Origin of the sequence: Paenibacillus sp. FSL H7-0326, from assembly GCF_001955535.1 — a bacterium.
Classification (GTDB): Bacteria; Bacillota; Bacilli; order Paenibacillales; family Paenibacillaceae; genus Paenibacillus; species Paenibacillus shunpengii.
On sequence record NZ_MPVN01000004.1, the window covers coordinates 261866 to 280149 of the forward strand.

General features: G+C 50.7%; 13 protein-coding genes. 8 read left to right on the top strand and 5 right to left on the bottom strand.

Going from position 1 to position 18284, the window contains the following annotated elements; all coding sequences use genetic code 11:
- Positions 1-69: 69 nt before the first annotated feature.
- From BK126_RS29990 to BK126_RS20130, 4 genes are all read left to right on the top strand, one after another.
- On the top strand, positions 70-1770 hold the full coding sequence (locus BK126_RS29990; RefSeq protein ID WP_256702953.1) for a DUF6385 domain-containing protein: 1701 nt from the start codon (positions 70-72) through the stop codon (positions 1768-1770).
- Positions 1771-1856: 86 nt separating this feature from the next.
- Entirely contained in the window at positions 1857-4028 is a 2172-nt protein-coding gene (locus tag BK126_RS20120) for a glycosyltransferase family 2 protein (RefSeq protein WP_076314340.1), read from the top strand.
- Positions 4021-5841 carry a glycosyltransferase gene (locus tag BK126_RS20125; RefSeq protein WP_076314341.1) on the top strand — a complete coding sequence of 607 codons (1821 nt, stop codon included), beginning with the start codon at positions 4021-4023 and terminating at the stop codon, positions 5839-5841. Before BK126_RS20120 ends, BK126_RS20125 begins: the two co-directional genes overlap by 8 nt.
- 19 nt (positions 5842-5860) lie before the next feature.
- Positions 5861-7843 carry a glycosyltransferase family 2 protein gene (locus tag BK126_RS20130; protein WP_076314342.1) on the top strand — a complete coding sequence of 661 codons (1983 nt, stop codon included), beginning with the start codon at positions 5861-5863 and terminating at the stop codon, positions 7841-7843.
- 26 nt (positions 7844-7869) lie between these two features.
- Here the strand turns inward: BK126_RS20130 and BK126_RS20135 are convergent, their stop codons facing one another.
- The 5 genes from BK126_RS20135 to BK126_RS20155 all read right to left on the bottom strand — a co-directional run bounded on the left by BK126_RS20135 (position 7870) and on the right by BK126_RS20155 (position 12977).
- Entirely contained in the window at positions 7870-8532 is a 663-nt protein-coding gene (locus tag BK126_RS20135) for a class I SAM-dependent methyltransferase (RefSeq protein ID WP_076314343.1), read from the bottom strand.
- Positions 8529-9872, bottom strand: a complete 1344-nt coding sequence (locus tag BK126_RS20140) for a glycosyltransferase family 4 protein (protein WP_076314344.1) — start codon at positions 9870-9872, stop codon at positions 8529-8531. The genes BK126_RS20135 and BK126_RS20140 overlap by 4 nt, the downstream gene beginning before the upstream one ends.
- Positions 9873-9874: 2 nt before the next feature.
- Entirely contained in the window at positions 9875-10624 is a 750-nt protein-coding gene (locus BK126_RS20145) for a glycosyltransferase (RefSeq protein ID WP_076314345.1), read from the bottom strand.
- A gap of 11 nt (positions 10625-10635) precedes the next feature.
- Positions 10636-11814 (bottom strand): hypothetical protein, encoded by a 1179-nt coding sequence (locus BK126_RS20150; RefSeq protein ID WP_076314346.1) that lies wholly within the window; start codon positions 11812-11814, stop codon positions 10636-10638.
- Positions 11815-12017: 203 nt separating this feature from the next.
- Positions 12018-12977 (bottom strand): MraY family glycosyltransferase, encoded by a 960-nt coding sequence (locus BK126_RS20155; protein WP_083656002.1) that lies wholly within the window; start codon positions 12975-12977, stop codon positions 12018-12020.
- Between the two features lie 329 nt (positions 12978-13306).
- Here BK126_RS20155 and BK126_RS20160 point away from each other — a divergent pair, with 329 nt between their 5' ends.
- The 4 genes from BK126_RS20160 (at position 13307) to BK126_RS20175 (ending at position 18254) form a co-directional block, all read left to right on the top strand.
- Entirely contained in the window at positions 13307-14626 is a 1320-nt protein-coding gene (locus BK126_RS20160; RefSeq protein ID WP_076314347.1) for an ABC transporter substrate-binding protein, read from the top strand.
- 90 nt (positions 14627-14716) lie between these two features.
- A complete protein-coding gene (locus tag BK126_RS20165; RefSeq protein WP_076314348.1) occupies positions 14717-15595 on the top strand; it encodes a carbohydrate ABC transporter permease in 879 nt (292 codons plus the stop codon).
- 80 nt (positions 15596-15675) lie between these two features.
- Entirely contained in the window at positions 15676-16476 is an 801-nt protein-coding gene (locus BK126_RS20170; RefSeq protein WP_371264556.1) for a carbohydrate ABC transporter permease, read from the top strand.
- 260 nt (positions 16477-16736) lie between these two features.
- Positions 16737-18254 carry a DUF4127 family protein gene (locus BK126_RS20175; RefSeq protein WP_445321905.1) on the top strand — a complete coding sequence of 506 codons (1518 nt, stop codon included), beginning with the start codon at positions 16737-16739 and terminating at the stop codon, positions 18252-18254.
- Positions 18255-18284: the final 30 nt, after the last annotated feature.

The window sequence follows — 18284 nt, forward strand, 5'->3', positions numbered from 1 at the left end:
GCATACTGTACGGTAGCACTTTATATGTGTGAACCCTTGGTTAAGCGATAAGGAGGTGCGATGTGAGAAATGCCTAACTTTTCAACCTTTAACTTGAATCCGGATAATTTAAGGAGTTTAATTTACGGAACTGATGATGCAAATGTCAGCCATCCGGTCAGAACAGATACAAGCGGCAACCTGATTGGCGTTATATTGGACGGAACCATCAGTAATATGCCAGGCATATCGAATGTGACGATCACTGCCGGGACGCTCACAAGCCTGCTGGATGGAACCATCTCGAATGTGATGGGAGCTACCATTACAGCCGGGACCATTACGAGCGTACTCGGAGCGACGATTACAGCGGGTACGATCACAAGTGTACTGGGCACGACAATTACTGCGGGTACACTAACGAACCTGTTGGATGGGACCATTACAAGCGTACTCGGAGCGACGATTACCGCCGGAACGATCACAAGTGTACTGGGAACAACGATCACCGCAGGAACCCTAACGAACCTGCTGGATGGAACGTTGACGAGTGTGCTTGGAGCGACGATTACAGCGGGTACGATCACAAGCGTACTGGGTACGACGATCACCGCAGGAACCCTGACGAACCTGCTGGATGGAACGTTGACAAGCGTACTGGGAGCGACGATTACAGCGGGTACGATCACAAGTGTACTGGGAACAACGATCACCGCAGGAACCCTAACGAACCTGCTGGATGGAACGTTGACGAGTGTGCTTGGAGCGACGATTACAGCGGGTACGATCACAAGCGTACTGGGAACGACGATCACCGCAGGAACCCTGACGAACCTGCTGGATGGAACATTAACGAGTGTGCTCGGAGCGACGATCACTGCCGGTACACTAACGAACCTACTGGATGGAACGTTGACGAGTGTGCTTGGAGCGACGATTACAGCGGGTACGATTACAAGTGTACTGGGAACAACCATCACCGCAGGAACCCTGACGAACCTGCTGGATGGGACGTTAACGAGCGTGCTTGGAGCGACGATTACAGCGGGAACGATCACAAGTGTGCTAGGCACGACGATCACGGCGGGAACCCTGACGAACCTGCTGGATGGAACCTTAACGAGCGTGCTTGGAGCGACGATCACCGCAGGAACGATCACAAGTGTACTGGGAACAACGATCACGGCGGGAACCCTGACGAACCTGCTGGATGGGACGTTAACGAGCGTGCTTGGAGCGACGATTACAGCGGGAACGATCACAAGTGTGCTAGGCACGACGATCACGGCGGGAACCCTGACGAACCTGCTGGATGGGACGTTAACGAGCGTACTGGGAGCAACGATCACCGCAGGAACAATCACAAGCATACTCGGAGCAACGATCACCGCAGGAACGATCAACAGCCTCCTCGGGGCGACCATCACCGCCGGTACACTTAGCAGCGTCACCTCCATTTCACAAAAAAGCTTCACAGAAACGCAGGTGCTCGGCATTCCTACAGCAGATACGTTCACCCCGCTGGGTCCGGTAAGCACCAGTGTATTCGGAACGTACTCCTTCTTCGTATATAATGCAGGCCCTGCAAACAGCGTGGATGCAAGGGTAGAGATCAGCGCCAACGGAACGAACTGGTTTGCCGATGTAGACACGGTTACCGGTATTACTGCAGGGTCGGTAGACGTGCTTGTGCCTCAGCGTTTCCTCAAATACACACGGCTTGCATATCGTTCGAGTACACCGGGTGCTGCAACGACAATTGATGTGTTTTTCAACGGACAAGGAACATAAGACAGCCTTATTTCATATAGGTACAGGGAATCTCTATGCACGAAAGAGCCTGTACCTTTTTTTGCGTGTAAAGGAGGAAAGACAAGTTGAAACAGCCTACACTGGGTGTTCACATGATTATACGTAACGAGGAAGCACGTCTTGCGAATTGTCTTGCATCCATTCAGCCCATCGCGGATGAGATTGTTGTTGTGGATACCGGGTCTACAGACAGATCTGTGGAGATCGCCAAGCAGTTCGGAGCAGCTGTCGTATGCAGCACCTGGCAGGATGACTTCGCAAAGGCACGGAATGAAGGGATATCACTGGCAGGGACGGACTGGATTCTAGTGCTGGATGCAGATGAAGAGTTGACGGATGGTCAGAATGAGATCAAGGCTTTTTTGCAGGAGACATCTGCTGACGTCTGTACGATACAATTGGAAAATTGGACGGGAATGCAGCCTGAGGATCGAACGTTCTATGAGGCAGAGCGACTGTTTCGTAATCGATGCGGTTTTTATTATAAAGGAATCATTCATGAACAGCTTGTTCGTAATGACAACATGAGGCAAGAAGGAGGATTGAAAGCTCGTATCGGCAAAAGTCCGATTCGTGTGCAGCATTATGGCTATCTGCCTGCAGTTTTACAGGAGAAACAAACCGCTCGGCGTAACCTTGGCCTCATTCAAAAAGCGTTAGAACTCGATCCAAAGGATACGTTCCATCTCTATAATCTTGGGGTTACCTGCTGTCAGCTTGGCATGTGGGAGCAGGCGAAGGAAGCCTTTGAGGTGTCACTGCAGGATTGTCCAGTATCTGCACCTTACCGTGCGACACTGGTCCGTGATCTTGCCAAGCTGCTGCATGCACTGGAGCTGTATGATAAGGGGAGAGCTCTGTTATTGACGGAGCTGCTGCATTATTCCGATTATGCAGAGCTGCATGTTGTGCTGGGAATGATTGAAAAGTCACAAGGCATGATGGATCTTGCCTATGCGTCTTTTCAGGCGGCGCTAGAGGTGAAGCCTGCCGGTTCCTATGTAACGGATGCGGGAATGAACAGCTATGTGCCACAGGTACATATGGCAGATATAGATAAGCATAAAGGGCGCTGGGCACGGGCCGAAGAGCGATATTCTGCCAGTCTTGAGGAGTGTCCTGGCTACATACCTGCCGCGATTGGCCTTGCAGATCTTCTGCAGCTTCAAGGGGAGAAAGACGCAACCATTGCTCAGCGCTTACTACAGCTCATGACACCGACGGATTCAATATTGCTGTACAAAGCAGCCTATGCCTTGAGCTTGTGCGGGGCATATGAAGCTGCGTTGTCCGTTCTGCCGGAGGACCGGATTCAAGCAAGTGATGAGGCTTGGGTACGTTTATGCCTCATGCAGACTGAACATTACCCGTGGGCAGCCGGACGTGCACAGCAGCAGATCCGCTTGCTGCAGCAAGCACAATCGGCTGCTCGCGAGGAAGCCAAAGATACAGCCATGATCAGAACTGAAGGGGAAAGAGAAGCAGACACAGAGGCAGAGGCGACGATATTGGATATGGCAGTAATTGATTGGAGCTTATCCGAATGGCGGATAGGGGCCAGATTGCCGGATGCTCTTGTGACGGTACTTGGCGAACAATCAAGAGTGTATCTTCAGATGGAAGCTCGATTGTTTCACTACGGGCTGCAGAGCAGCGAAGATGGAGCGGATCCGGGTGCTGCGAATCCTGCAACGGATGAAGGAGGAGCGGCTTCAAAGGAAGCTAGAGCCAATGAAGCCGCTCTGTCCGCTCTAGCCGTCCGCTTGTGTGAACGGGCAGCAGAATGCGGCTGGAAGAAGCTTGTTCTACAAATGAAAGCGGCCGGACTTATCACGACAAGACAAAGCGCAGGTATTCTATATCGCTCTGGTTACCGCTGGAGTGCGGCAGACCAGTATCTGGAGCTGCTGGCTCAAGACCAGCTGGATGCCGATGGGGCATTTGAGCTTGCTGAATTAATGTACGATCAGAAGCTGTATGCCAAATCAGCGGCATTGTTCGATAGAGCGATTCAGCTGAATCCCCAGCATCAACCATCCCGTGCCGGTGCAGCAGCGAGTTACTTGCAGCTGGCCCGCAACACAGCGATCCAGACACTGAATTCAGCAGGGCAGCTGCGAGGGGCTTCCCAGCTTCAGAGTCATGCTCAGAAACTGAGCGATTCTACTCTTCAATTGATGGATCTGGGATGGCAGACGCGGCGATCCGGACGGGAGCGGAGGAATGAGCATGTCTAGTGGCCGAATCTCTTTATGTATGATCGTGAAGAACGAAGAACGGAGCTTACCTTCTTGTTTGAACAGTGTACGAGGGGCGGTTGATGAGGTCATCGTGGTCGACACGGGCTCCACCGATCTAACGGTAAAGCTTGCGAGACAGCAAGGTGCTGCTGTAATTCCATTCGAATGGTGTGATGACTTTGCAGCTGCCCGTAACAGGGGGCTTGAGGCTGCAACAGGAGATTGGATTCTGTTTCTGGATGCCGATGAAATGCTGGATGACAGGGCGAGGGAAGAGCTCCCGCTATGGGCTGCACAGGAGGGAGTAGATGGATTTTTCCTGCAAATTCACAATTATACCGGCAACGGATCAGGCGGCGTCACCATTAATCCTGTACTGCGGATGTTTCGCAATCACCCGGAGCATCGCTTTGCTGGACGTATTCATGAGCAGATCGCGGAATCCATTGTGAATCACAATCCCCAGGCGCATTTTCATATGACAGATATGATCATTCATCATTATGGCTACAGCGAAGAGATTGTGCTGGAGAAAGACAAGGTCAGCCGAAATACACGGCTTCTTCAGCAGGTGATTCATGAGGATCCAGACAATCCATTTCACCGGTATAACATGGGGGTTGAATGGCTGAGGATTGGCCGACTGGAGGAAGCATTGAGCTCGTTTCGCAAGGCGTGGGAGGGTCTTGATCCAATAAAGGCCAGCTATGCTCATCTGGTGCTTAAATACGAGATTCGATGTCTGCAGGCGCTCGGCAGATGGGAGGAAGCGGAAGCACAGATTACGAAGGGGCTGCAGCTGTATCCGGATTATACCGACTTATTGCACTGCCGAGCCTTGACCGAGGAGGCATTTGGCAGGGAAAAGCAGGCGGAAGCCGCGCTCAGGGAAGCACTGCGTCTAGGTCCGGCGCCGGATCTATATCATACGGAAGAGGGAATCGGCACCTATCAGACGCATTACCTGCTGGGATTAAATGCAGAGAAGCGGGAGGCACTGGATGAGGCGGTTGACTGTTATGTGAAGGCGATTCGCTGCAAGCCCAGCTTAACTCCACCGCTCTATCGGATATTTCGGATTATGCAGGCTGCGCTTCAGGAGGAGCATATTCCGGAACTGCTTAAGGCACGGTTTTCCTTCTCGACACCGGAGAGCACATGGAAAGTGATTCATATTCTGAACGAATGCGGATGCTATTCTTCTGTAATCCCAATGCTGCATCAGCTGGAACAAGAGAGTCCTCCGCATGCGCGAAAACAGATTCGTGTCCATCGGGTGGAGGCGATGTGGAAGGCAGGGGAATGGAAGCAGGCTGACCGATTGCGGCGCAAAGCCCATATTCCGTCCTCCTCTTCTCGATCTGAGCTTATGAACTGGAGCATGGACATACGGAGTAAGGAAGAGGCTTATCAAGATCCGGCTATTCGGCTGCTTCAGAATAAATGTTCCTTGTCGGAAGCACTGGGCGGCGGAGCAGAACAGGGTGCAGCTGCAGACACAACCCGAGAGGAAATACCGCAGCTCTGGAGCTCATTCGCAAGCTTATGCCAGGCAGCAATGAATGCCAAGAGGCAGGAGCTGTTCTCATCGGTTCTAGAAGGCTGGATTGAAACGGTAGAGCAAGGCTTGCAAGAAGGAGAATTCACTTCTGTGTCCGGCGTCAATATGCTGCTGCATACGATGATCAGCGCAGCTGACCACCATTTGGCCCATATGAGCACCCTTCAGCGTGAGCAGGAGCATCGAGGCAAGGACTGGCGGATCATCCAGCGGCTTCGGCTTACATTGCCATGGAGTGATGGGCATTAGTGATGGGGAGAGAGCGGGCATGAATAACAGATCACCGATTTCCTTATGTATGATTGTTCGTGATGAGGCGCTGTTTCTGGAGCAGTGTCTGGCTTCGGTGTCGAGCGTCGTCTCCGAAATGATCATCATCGATACCGGGTCCACCGACCGGAGTGTCGATATCGCTAGAGCGTATGGGGCAACGGTTGTCCATATGGAATGGCAATCAGATTTTGCTGCAGCTCGGAATGAATCCCTTCGACATGCGGCACAGCCCTGGGTTTTGATTATGGATGCGGATGAACAATGGGTCGAAGGACAGCAGAGCCGGCTGTTTTCATTATTGCTTGAAGCAAGTGATGGGGTATACGGATTTGAGGTGGAGATCAAGAGCCTGCTTGGTCGTTCTGGAGAGGATTCTGTAACGGACAGTGTCTGCCGAATCTTCCGGAATGATACGAGAATCAGGTTCAAAGGGCGGATTCATGAAGAAGCGGCCACTTCTATACTCGCACTGGGAGCAAGTACGCTTAGAGCCTCAGGGCTGCAGCTCCTGCATTACGGGTACCTTGATCACATCGTTAAACGGAAAAATAAAAGCGAACGGAATTTTCAGCTTATTAAAGAGGCTTTAATGCAGGAGCCGGATAGCAGAATATTGCTCTATGCTCTGGGTACAGAATATTTTCAGCTGGGTGATTATGATGCTGCGGTACGCATACTGGAGCCGCTTCTGGATGAGTTGCCGACAGAGGCCGGATATGCCTCCGATGTATTTCTTAAGACGATATTTGCTTTACGGGAAAAGGGAGAGCTGCATCAAGCGGTAGAGAAGGTGGAAGAAGGGGTATCCAGGTATCCAGGGTTTGCCGATTTACAGGAGCTGAAGGCGGTTCTGCTTATGGATCTGGGGAGGGACGATGAAGCGCTGGGTGTACTGACTAACATCAGTCGTAGCAGGGAGTATACCTCCGTATCAGGAGCAGGTACGTATCGTTCCTCATATCTGACAGGAGTCGTCTATGAACGCAAGGGTGAGGGAAAGCATGCTTGTGAAGCTTATGAAAAAGCTGTGGAGGCGAACCCTGATTATGTGCCGGCGTGGCAGCGCTGGATTCCGCTCGCTGTATGCAGCGGTGAGCTCGCTCAGGTAGAACGTTGGATTCGAAAAAGGGGACTTACAGAGAAGGCGCAGCAGGTTGTTCTCCAGCAAATGCTTGATATGCAGCAATCTGTATGGGTATTGAAACAGAAATGCTGGCTACAAGAAGCCTTTAGTAAAATGCCCTGGGCAGAAGCCATCCTGCTGGCTCAGCTTGGGGAACGGCGCGTTGCTGCAAGGCTGCTTGAACCTTGGCATACACATCAGGACATGGCGGCAGAGATCGGCATCTATCTGCAGGCGCTCTGCTCGGATGCTGCCGGCAGAGGGCAGCTGCGCAGCGGCGATCCTGACCGATCTGTGGCAATGGAGGATGCACGCTGGATGGGGAAGCAGGCTGAAGCATTCATCCGGCTGGGGGTATGGACTGGTTTCGGTGCCTGGCTGCCAGAGGTGAAGGAACCGTCTGCTGTGCTGGTTCAGCTGTCTCCTTCTGCAAGAATTGGGCTGCTGCTTGCTCCGCTGTCCGTCCGCAGGCAGCTCTACTCCTGGCTGCAGGAGCAGAAGGAGGTTGACCGAGAAATGCGGGAGAGGACAGCGGCATCTGAACAAGCATACCTGAATCGAACGTCAGAACACGAACCAGACACCGCCCGACTGGAAGTAGATTCTTCCGACCGAGCGGTGCCGACTGTGCAGCTGTTTATGCGGCTTGCCTTGAGAGCCAGCTTCAAGGAGAAGGAGGCAGGTCTGGATCTCCCGAGCTATGAGCAAGAGGCAGCACGGATTCTGAAATATAAGCCTGCATCTTCTATAGAAGCGGCTCAATACGGATGGAACGCCTTAGAGCTGTTCATGAAGCAGAATCCTCAGCGCGCTGAAGACAGATTCCAAGCAGCAGCCCAGCTCATGCTGTTATAAAGTGATGAGGTGTGGCGGTCTTACCGTCACACATCATCCTTATGTCTTTTTTTGATAAGTGCCCGGAAGCAGTAGATGACTGGACCATACATGGTTGTGAATATCGCATCGTCAGGCCGTTCGGTGCTCAGTGGACCCACGATCATAAGACCTGCTTCAGACAGGAGAGCGGCAAGCTGTTCTGGTTCAATATCGGGCACATCCACAGTAAGCACAAGTCTGCCGTCGGGTCTCAGCACCCGGGCAAATTCCTTTAGCGATTTCAGCCGTGTGGGGTGATCTAAATGCTCCAGTACAGAAATGCAGAAGACCGTATCAAATTGCTCATCCGGATAAGGCAGTGCAGCTAAATCGGCCTGAGCCCGCTCCACATTCTCGATGTAGCGCTCTGGCAGAATTCGCGATATATGAATACCAAAATCGTCCGCGACTGCGGAACGGATCGCCTCATTGGATAAGATGCGCGGGTCCAGATCACAGGCATATACTTTATGCACACGGTCAACGAGCCAGAATTTAAAAGGATGAGGAATGCCGGAGGCAGCATCCAGCACAGTATCTTCCGCATGAGCGAATTGACGGGCCCAGGCATATTCATATGGTCTGCTCCACCAGGCTGGATGCAGTGGAACAAGCACCGTGTCCATTCGTTCATCATCACGCCGTACATATCTTGATTCGATTGTCATCGCAGCAGTATACGCTCCTTCCGGGCCTTGCGGCTGAGGTGGTGTTGGAGCACCGTTTTCCAAGCCAGCTCCCATTTGTGATCATCATAGGCAAGTGCAGTTTGTCTAGCCTGATTACCCATCCGCTCCCTAAGCTCATCATCATCGATCAGCCTGCATATGGCGGCGACTATGTTCTCTTCTACGGGAGGAACAGACAGTCCATTGAACCCGTCCTGGACGATATCATTTAATCCTCCGACATTGCCCGCGACAACGGGGAGTCCGCAGCTCATCGCTTCAAGGCAGGCATAGGAGGTTCCTTCCGAGAAGATCGTCGGAATGACAGCGATATCCGCCTGCTGATAGGCCAGCAGCATTTCATCAAATTTATAGCTCTTCGCATATATGCGATCTTTGTGTGGATGATGCTTTCTCCATATCTCGAATGTCTTCCCGATCGTACTGCCTTCAACCCGTTCACCTGCAAATTCAATGGTGAGTGTGGGGTAGGCGCCCAGCAGACGGTCACTGGCCAGCATCATAGGAATGATGCCTCGTTCCAGGCTGATTCTTCTCGGGAACAAGAGCCGTATACTCTTCTGGTTAGAGCTGTCGTCAGCGTCCTGCAGGTCCGGTGCTTCTATTGCAGCGTTGAGATCGGCTGGAGAATTGAATTCCCCTTCGTGTTCTTGATCTTGTTGTTCTCCATCCTGCTCTTCATCTCCATGATGAAGGTAGGCCGTCCGGCCCTTCACTTTCTTGCGCAGTGCTTGTTCATCAATCGTCTTGTCGGCATCGGTGTCTCCGAGCATCAGGTGCACAGGCTTGAAATATTCTGTATCGACACTATTCGGAATGAGCACAACCTGATGGGGATCCTGATAGGTGCATGCAGCCCGGCAGTAGGTGAGAAAATGTGAATCTACCGACACAAGGGTGTCGAGCTGGTCCAGCGCCCTTTGAATCGAGCCGGCAATCTCGCGTTTGGCAGCCGCCGGAAGGTTGTGTCGATCCCAGTTAATACCGTGGCAGATACCGAGACTGCCTGGCGCATAGTTCAGCGGGTGCCATATACAGCTGGCGTAGATGAGTGGGCCACGGGCGCGAGAGGCCATTTCGTCAAAAGCTTGTGGGATGTGGTCCGGATCATAAGGGTAACCGAATACCTCAATCTCTTCTATCGTTCTATGGAATGCCTCGTAATAGGAGAGCTGGTGCACTTCCGGGATATGGCCGATATCACGTATGACCTGGCACAGCCGAAAAATATACCGTTCCAGTCCGCCGCCAAACAGCCGTTCGAAGTCACGATTGTAGCCATCTGCGAAGCTGTGCGTAAGCACACTGATATACCCCATGCTTAGATCTCCTCCTTCCACTCCACAAGGCTTGGGGATAGATCCAGAATGGATTCATACTGTGCGATATTCCCCCATTTGCCTTCAGGATCAAGCTTTTTGTAGCGGACGTACTTCTGAACGCGCTCCTCAAGAGGGCCGGCCCAGCCCAGATGCTTGATCCGCAGATCGGTCGTTAATCCCTGCAGTGCGGCACAGGTGGCGGGAAGGCGGGGTACATGATGCGCTTTTTCGGGATAGAGATAAGGGAAGCCTGGAAAATAGCGGACAAGCGTCATCGTCTGACGGCGATGCGCCTGCCATAGCTTATCCTCCCGATAATACTGTCTGCTCCCCCACATATCATATAGTCGGAAGCTGACCCAATCGTAACGATCCTGGTTAATCAGGTTTCGAATACTCCGCTTCGCACGCTCTTCATACAACTCATCGGCATCGACGGCAAGGATCCAGTCTGGTGAAGTGGAGGCCGTCGTCTGCCACAGGATCGAGCGGAGCTTCCACTCCTCATCAAACAGAGACGAAGCCAAAGTAACCAGCTTCTCTACCTTGTCGAAGGATCTGCAGATTTCAAGCGTGTGGTCTGTGCTTGCATCATCCACAATCACGATATGATCAACAAAGGTAGAGAGATCCTCCAGCACTTCCTCCAAATATCGGCCCCCTTCATTACGAACCTGAAGCATGGCCGTCAGCTTATTATTTTCCTTCTTCCTCACAGGAGATATAGGTGGTGAATTGGATATCGTCATCGTCTTTCGGCTCAGCTCCCTTGCTCCAGAATGCGAAGCTTCTCATCGAGTGCATCCAGTGCAATAATCTGCACAAGCACATCCTCATCGCCCTCGGCTGCTTCCATGAATAGGCGGATTGCGGTGTGCCGGTCACCTCTCATGGCTTCTACACTGCCTGACAGTATGCGGAATTCCCTTCGGTCCTGCTCCGTTTGCAGATCGGAGGCTGCAACCTCTCCGAGTGCTTTTTCGAGGCGGCCGGTTTCCCGGTACAGCTGAAAGGATAGATGTCTTGCATTCTGCTCTGGCAGCAGGTCCAGCATGGATAAGGCTGCGCGATAATCATCGTTGAATCGATAGATATGGAAGAGGGCAGTCGTCTCTTGCCCATCCGCCATTAACTGAAGAAGTGAGTGGTATCTGTTCGTGTCAGTATCACTATAGGCTGTAATTCCGTAGGTGCTGACAGCCTGAGTCAGATTGCCCTGCTGTGCCTGAATGGCCGAGAGGAATCTGTAATGCGTGATGAGGGCGTTATTTCTACCCTGCATGACAGCCTGCAGGAAGGCCTCCTCCGCATAGCGAAGCGCATTCTTATCCTCCAACAAGTACCTATAGACGGACAGCAGGAAGGAGATCGTCTCATGAGGACCGGATTGTTCCCGTAACGATTCGTAATAGGCAGCTCGCTCTAACCACTGACGTCGATGAATGGATGTTGTCTCACTGTGGACAAGCTCATGGACGGCCTCCTGAAAAAGCACATCATAGACAGCAGATTCCTCCTGCAGGAAGAGGGCGGCACAGCCTCGGAAGGCCCAGTCCAGACATTTCATCTCGGAATCAGAGCATACAAGACTGGATATCGCCGTCAATTGCTGCATACATGCTTTATATAGTCCTTCATCTGATTCATCAAGATGGGCAGCCTCGTATGTAATTATGTACTTCGGATGCATGGACGCCGCTGCATGTACCCAGTATGGATGGGCCACGAAGGCGATGGTATTCTCATTCCAGAGCTGAGCCAGCGCGCTCCTGAGTACATAATTTAATTCCTCAGGTTCGGAGTGTTCGTGGAATTCCTCCTTTGGCCGGCTTGTAACATAGTATACAGGGGCTGACTCACAGAGAAGGGCCAGGAGTCGCTTCAGTATCGGATCTGCGATGTTGGGTGGTGGAAATATGACAAATTGAAGAGTGTCCAACTTCATCCGCTCCTTCAACAGCTGTACTGATACACAGGCTTCTGCCTGCATCTATATACTGTATGGGAGCAGAGGGCAGTTCATGAACAATTTCTTATGCTGGGCATATCGGACTGGCGGCCTTCCAGGCACACAAAAAAGAGCATGATCTGAGTGGAGGAGACTCATGGATCATGCTCTTTGTTGGATATAAACCTACGCTCTTAGATCTGTACCAGCATCAGAATGATCGAGGACAAGCAGAGACATACACTTACGAGACATAAGACGGCCAGAGTCTGCTTGTGGGTCAGACCTGCTCTTAGCAATCTGTAATGCGCCTGACTCGCATCTGCCTGATAGATCGCTTTTCCTTCAAGGAATCGCTTGATGACGACGAACAGGTTATCGAAGATCGGAACACCTAATGCCAGAATTGGAATCAGGATGGATAGAACCGTTGCCTGCTTGAATGCTCCATCCAAGGCGATGACGGCGAGAATAAACCCGAGGAACGTCGCTCCCGCATCTCCCATAAATACTTTGGCCGGGGGTTTGTTGAATTTAAGATAGCCTGCAGTTACACCGACAAGTACGATCGCAAGCATGGCCGAGTGACTCTGACCCATCGTCAATGCCACAATGAACAATGTCGTGCCTGAAATGGCAGATAGTCCTCCCGCGAGCCCGTCCATTCCATCGGAGAAATTAATAACTGTCGTAACACCGAAGATCCACAGAATGGTCAGTGTAAACTGCAGCCAGACCGGAAGTGAGATGTATTCCTCGCTGAAAGGGTTATAGAACCCGGTAAAACGAATGCCTGCTAAATATACAATAACGGCAGCTGATACTTGAACGAGCATTTTGGGCAGAGCGGGAAAGTCCTTGCCTCTGGTCTTGTACCAATCATCAACGGTTCCAATAACGAGCAGGAGCAGTCCTCCGGCAAACAAGGCTGCCGTCTGCCATGTATATTCGCCTGAGAACAGCAGATAGGCGATGAAAAATCCGGCAAAGATCGCATAGCTTGCGGTCAAAGGGATGGGCTTCTTGTGCAGCTTGCGCTCCTCATTCTCTCTAGGCTTGTCCACGAAATCGATCTTAAGAGCAAGCCTGCCTAATGGAGGAATGAGCAGCACAACAATGAGCAGGGATACGATAAAGGCACCAGCATACAGCATGGAACAGAAATCACCACTTTTCAGCATATTTTTGACAGAAAATGATTCCATTTATTCAAATTATAGCTTTTTTCTTCAGGGATTGTCGATTGTTTTCTCGATTGTTTTCTTCAGCCTTTTATATTCCGAGTAACAAGAGCGTGTTAGTACAAAAGAAAAAATATTCCGCTTTTTAAATAAATTTAGGAAAAAATCTTTTTTATTTTGGTTTTCTTTGCTATAATTTCCCACAAAGAGAAGCGAAAGGTAAAACTTCCTTGCTTTTTAACACATCATCACGTCTTTCTCTTCGCAAATGACTCTTGTCGATTATGAAGGGGGAAAAAGGAATGAGAAGAAGCAGAAGAGGTTTCAAGCTGTCGTGTTTAACCCTGTTGTTGCTATCCCTATTGCTTAGTGCATGCAGTGGCGGAGGCGGTAATAACGGAGCGGACCCTGCACCAACGCCTGCTGATCCGGGTTCAGGAGGAACAGAGGAAGCCAGTGAGCCGATTGAGCTTGAGTTCTGGACGATTGCCCTTCAGCCTACGTTTAACGACTATTTTAACGGACTGATTGAGGAGTACGAGGCAGCACATGAGAATGTGACGATTAAATGGAGTGATTTTCCGTTTGATGCGATCACCCAGAAGCTGTTGACGACAACAGCCAATAATGAAAGTCCGGATGTCGTGAATCTCAACACCGAATTTGCGAGTCAGATGGGCACCAAAGGTGCGCTGACCGACCTGAACGAACACCTCACAGATGAAGAGAAGGCCGTATATTTTGACGGAATCTTCAATTCCACCATCATTAACGACAAAGCTTATGCCCTCCCATGGTACACCGGTACCGAAGTGCTGTTTATGAACAAGAAAATAGTGGAGGAGGCTGGACTTGATCCGGCAAATCCGCCGCAAACCAGAGAGGAACTGGCAGAGTGGGCCCGTACGGTAAAAGAAAAGACAGGCAAAGCCGGTTACGCGGTGCAGCTCGTTTCGAAGCTTCTGCCCATCGACGGTATCCAGATCCTGAACGAAGACAAGACCGCAGCTGCCTTCAATACACCTGAAATGGTGGCTATGATTGAGAACCTGAAGGGGTTAATGGAAGAAGGGCTGGTCGTGAAGGAGGATGCTGAATTCTCCAAGCAGATCCAGTTCTACTCGGCAGAGCAGACGGCCTTCGTACTCGCTGGACCAACCTTCATCAATTTTATCAAGACATCCGCACCTGATGTGTATGAGAACACGATTGCTGTATCTTTGCCGACAGGTAAAGCCGGCCTGAGATTGTCTAACTCTATGAACATTGTCGTCCCTTCCAAGACCGAGCATCCGGAGGCAGCAGCTGAGTTTGCCAAATTTATTACCAATGCAGCCAATCAAACCGCCTTCTCCAAAGTAGCCAATACACTGCCTTCCACGAAGGAGTCCGTTGAGGATCCGTTCTTCAAGGAATCTGATGGATCTCTTGAAGCTGAAGCGAAGCTGGCATCGAGCCAAAGTCTTACCGAAGCGACAGACTACATGGTCGGGGTACCAAATGCAGGAGATATTAACTCTGCAATCGCACGCGGACTGCAGGAAATCTTGCTGAACGGTAAAGAAATTCAGGCCACGCTGGATGCTGTAGAGGCCGAAGTGAACAATATCCTGAAGCAGTAGTGCCACTTGAGTGTAAGGAGAATTGGAATGCATTAAATGAGGCAAGAAATACGTTTCTTGCCTCGTCTAATTCACAAGGGGGGAATGCAAATGAGGTGGGTTCGTTCTGAATCTTTTGCAGCCTGGGCATTCATGACCCCAGGTTTGCTCATTATTGCCGTATTTGTATTTTGGCCGATTATTTATGGAATACCGCTGTCCTTAACGAATTATTCCGTTATTGGGGAAACAAAGTATGTTGGTTTGGATAACTTCAAGAATGCGTTTCTGGATAAGAACTTCACCATCTCCTTATGGAATTCACTGCTGTACGTTATCGTGGTTCCGTTTATCCAGATCTTTTCTATCTTAATGGCGATTCTCGTGAACAGCCGTATACCTGGAATTAAGCTCTTCCGTGCGGCGTACTACATTCCTGTCGTTACCTCCATGGTTGCTGTAGCCCTGATTTGGAGCTGGCTGCTGAGCAGCAATGGGGTGGTCAACTACCTGCTGATGCAGGTAGGAATTATCAGTGAGCAGGTATCCTGGCTGTCGACCAGTGAAACGGCACTGGCTACGCTCATGTTTATTACGATGTGGAAAGCACTCGGCTATTACATGATGCTGTATCTTGCAGGTCTTCAGGGCATTCCGAATGACCTCTACGAGGCAGCGAGAGTAGATGGGGCCAACCGAATGCAGCTGATTTGGTCCATTACCCTGCCGCTCCTGCGTCCGCATATCTTTTTTTGCTCCTTGATCTCTGTTATGGGGGCGGTGCGCGTATTTGATGAGGTCTATATTCTGACCAAGGGTGGCCCAGGAACATCGACGCTGGTATCCAGCGTGTATATATTTGAAAAAGGTCTGGAGCAGTTCAATTTCGGCTATGCCTCTGCGCTGGGACTCATTGTGAGTGTACTGATCGGCGGACTCAGTGTCATCGTGTTTAAGCTGAATCAGAAGGGCGGTGTCAATTCATACTGATGGAAACAGTCGAGTTAACCCAAGCTGACAAGTTGATCGAGACGAGCAAGCGCAAGAAAAAAGTAGTCAACGGATTGCGGATGGCGATTACGTACTTGCTATTGCTCCTCCTGGCTATCTTTATGATGGGACCGTTCTTATGGCTGCTGAGTGTGTCACTGATGCCGGGGCGTAATATTTTCTCTTCGCCGCCTGCAATCTTCCCGACCTTTATTGATTTTGATAACTATGTGCAGGTATGGCAGTTTATGAACTTCCCAAGGTATATCTGGAACACGGTTGTAATTACGGTGCTGGGTGTAGTGTTCAATATTGTATTGTCATGTATGACGGGGTATCCGCTCGCCGTATTCCGATTTAAGGGCCGTAATTTCGTGTTCGTGACCTTGATTGCAACGATGATTATTCCATCCTCCACCGCGATGATCGTACATTACCTGACCATTCAGGATTTGGGACTAGGCGGCTCGTACCTGGGCGTTGTACTGCCTGCAGCGGTGTCTGTCTTTAACATCTTCCTGATGCGGCAGACGTTCCTAAATATCCCGATTGACGTGCGTGATTCTGGAAAGATTGACGGCGCCTCCGAATTTCGGATTTGGTGGCAGCTGATTCTGCCGCTGGTTAAGCCAGGGATTGCCGTTATTGCCCTGCTGGAGTTCATGTCGTTCTGGAACAGCTTCCTGTGGCCAATGGTTATTCTGGATGACCCATTAAAGTACCCGCTTGCGTCCGCACTGACGACGCTGAACGGACAGTTCTCGTATAACTTTGGCTGGATCGCCGCCGGTACGATGATCTCGGTGATTCCGATCATCGTCGTGTTCCTGTTCACACAGCGATACTACATGGAGGGTATCGCCGGAGCAGTAAAGGGCTAAGGTTTTCTCTATCCCTGGAGGGAGATAGAGTTACGCCGAAGACTAAAAGGTTTTCATGTAATTCTGATCTTTCATCCCTTAACAAACTAACTAAATATCAAGGCAAGGGTGACGCGAAGCAACCCGCCACCCCTAAGCGCCAAGCGAGTGTTCTGGATTCTGAGCGACTTTTGGCTTTGAATGCATGAACAACTCCGAAGCAATCACTTCGCATTCAAAACAAGTCGGAGCGAAGAAGTCAGAACAGGAGCGTGATAACCATGCATACGATCTTCATCCCACTCGACGAAAGACCCTGCAACTACGAATTCCCGTACATGCTGGCAGAGGGCACGGAGCTTACAGTAGAGCGGCCACCATTGTCGATATTGGGACTTAAAAAAAGACCGGGCGATATTGAACAGCTGTGGACTTGGCTTGAAGAGAAGGCCGAAGGTGCAGGAGGCGCTGTCATCGCACTGGATACCCTTTTATATGGAGGAATTATTCCTTCGAGACTTCACGAATTCACGGAAGATGAGCTTATTGGAAGGCTAACAAGACTGCGCAAGCTCAAAGAGAAGCATTTGAATCTCAAAATTTTTGCATTTCAGCTCATCATGCGCTGTCCGCAGTACTCCATATCAGATGAAGAGCCGGACTATTATGCGGATTGGGGTCGTGAGATTTTCCGCAAAGGCTATATTAGTCATCGGAAGGAGCTGAAATTAGCTACCGAAGAGGAGCTAGAAGAGCTTCAGGACATTAACAAACGTCTGCCGAAGGAGGTGCTGGATGATTATCTGGGAAGAAGGAGGATCAACATCCAGGCTAATCGGGCCGTACTGGACTTGGTGAAGGATGGGGTCATTGACTTCCTGATCTTCCCGCAGGATGATTCCGCACCGTATGGTTATACGGCAAAAGATCAGCAGGTGGCGAGACAGCGGATCAGTGAGCTCGACTTGGAGCTAAAGGCGTACATGTATCCAGGAGCTGATGAAGTCGGCTGTACACTGATAACTCGGATGTTGAACGAGACGAAGGGACTAAAGCCGCTGGTGTATCCTAGACTATCCTCTATACAAGGTGCATTTGTTACACCGGTATATGAAGATCGTTTTTTCTACGAGACACTAAAGTATCAGATCACGGCAGCAGGAGCCTTAATCGCTTCCAGTGCGAGTGAAGCAGATCTCATCCTGCTTGCCAGCACCCCGGGGGAGACGATGATGGAGGCAGTGTCGCAGGAGCATCCATTCTTCAGCTATGATGTGTACCGCAATTTAATGGAGCTGATCGAATACGGAAGCTACATGATGAAGGAACAAGGCAAGGCGGTAGCCGTTGCCGATGTAGGCTATGCGAATGGTGCGGATCTCAAGCTGGTCAAAATGCTGCGCCAAAAGGGCATACTGTTTGATCTGGCAGGCTATGCCGCTTGGAACACCAGCTCGAATTCACTTGGAACTGTTATCTCGCAGGCACTCATTTATACGCTGTACGGACGAACGCAGGAGCACCTCGATTTTCTCGCGCTACGTTATGCGGAAGATGCATGTTACTGTGCGACGGTCCGCAAGGAAATGAATGCAGGAGTTGTCGAGGAATTGGGTTACAATAAGTTTTTGCTGGATGGGCCGCGTGGGAAAGTGGCGGAACGCGTCGAGCATCGGCTTACTGAAGTGCTGGAGGAGAAGATCAATGGTCCGGCGGGCCGAGTTGAGATTGTTGATTGTTACATGCCGTGGAATCGTACCTTTGAAGTTGGACTGAAAGTGAAATATCATGCCGTATGATTCAGGCAGGAGTAACCAGGAAGAGGGTGT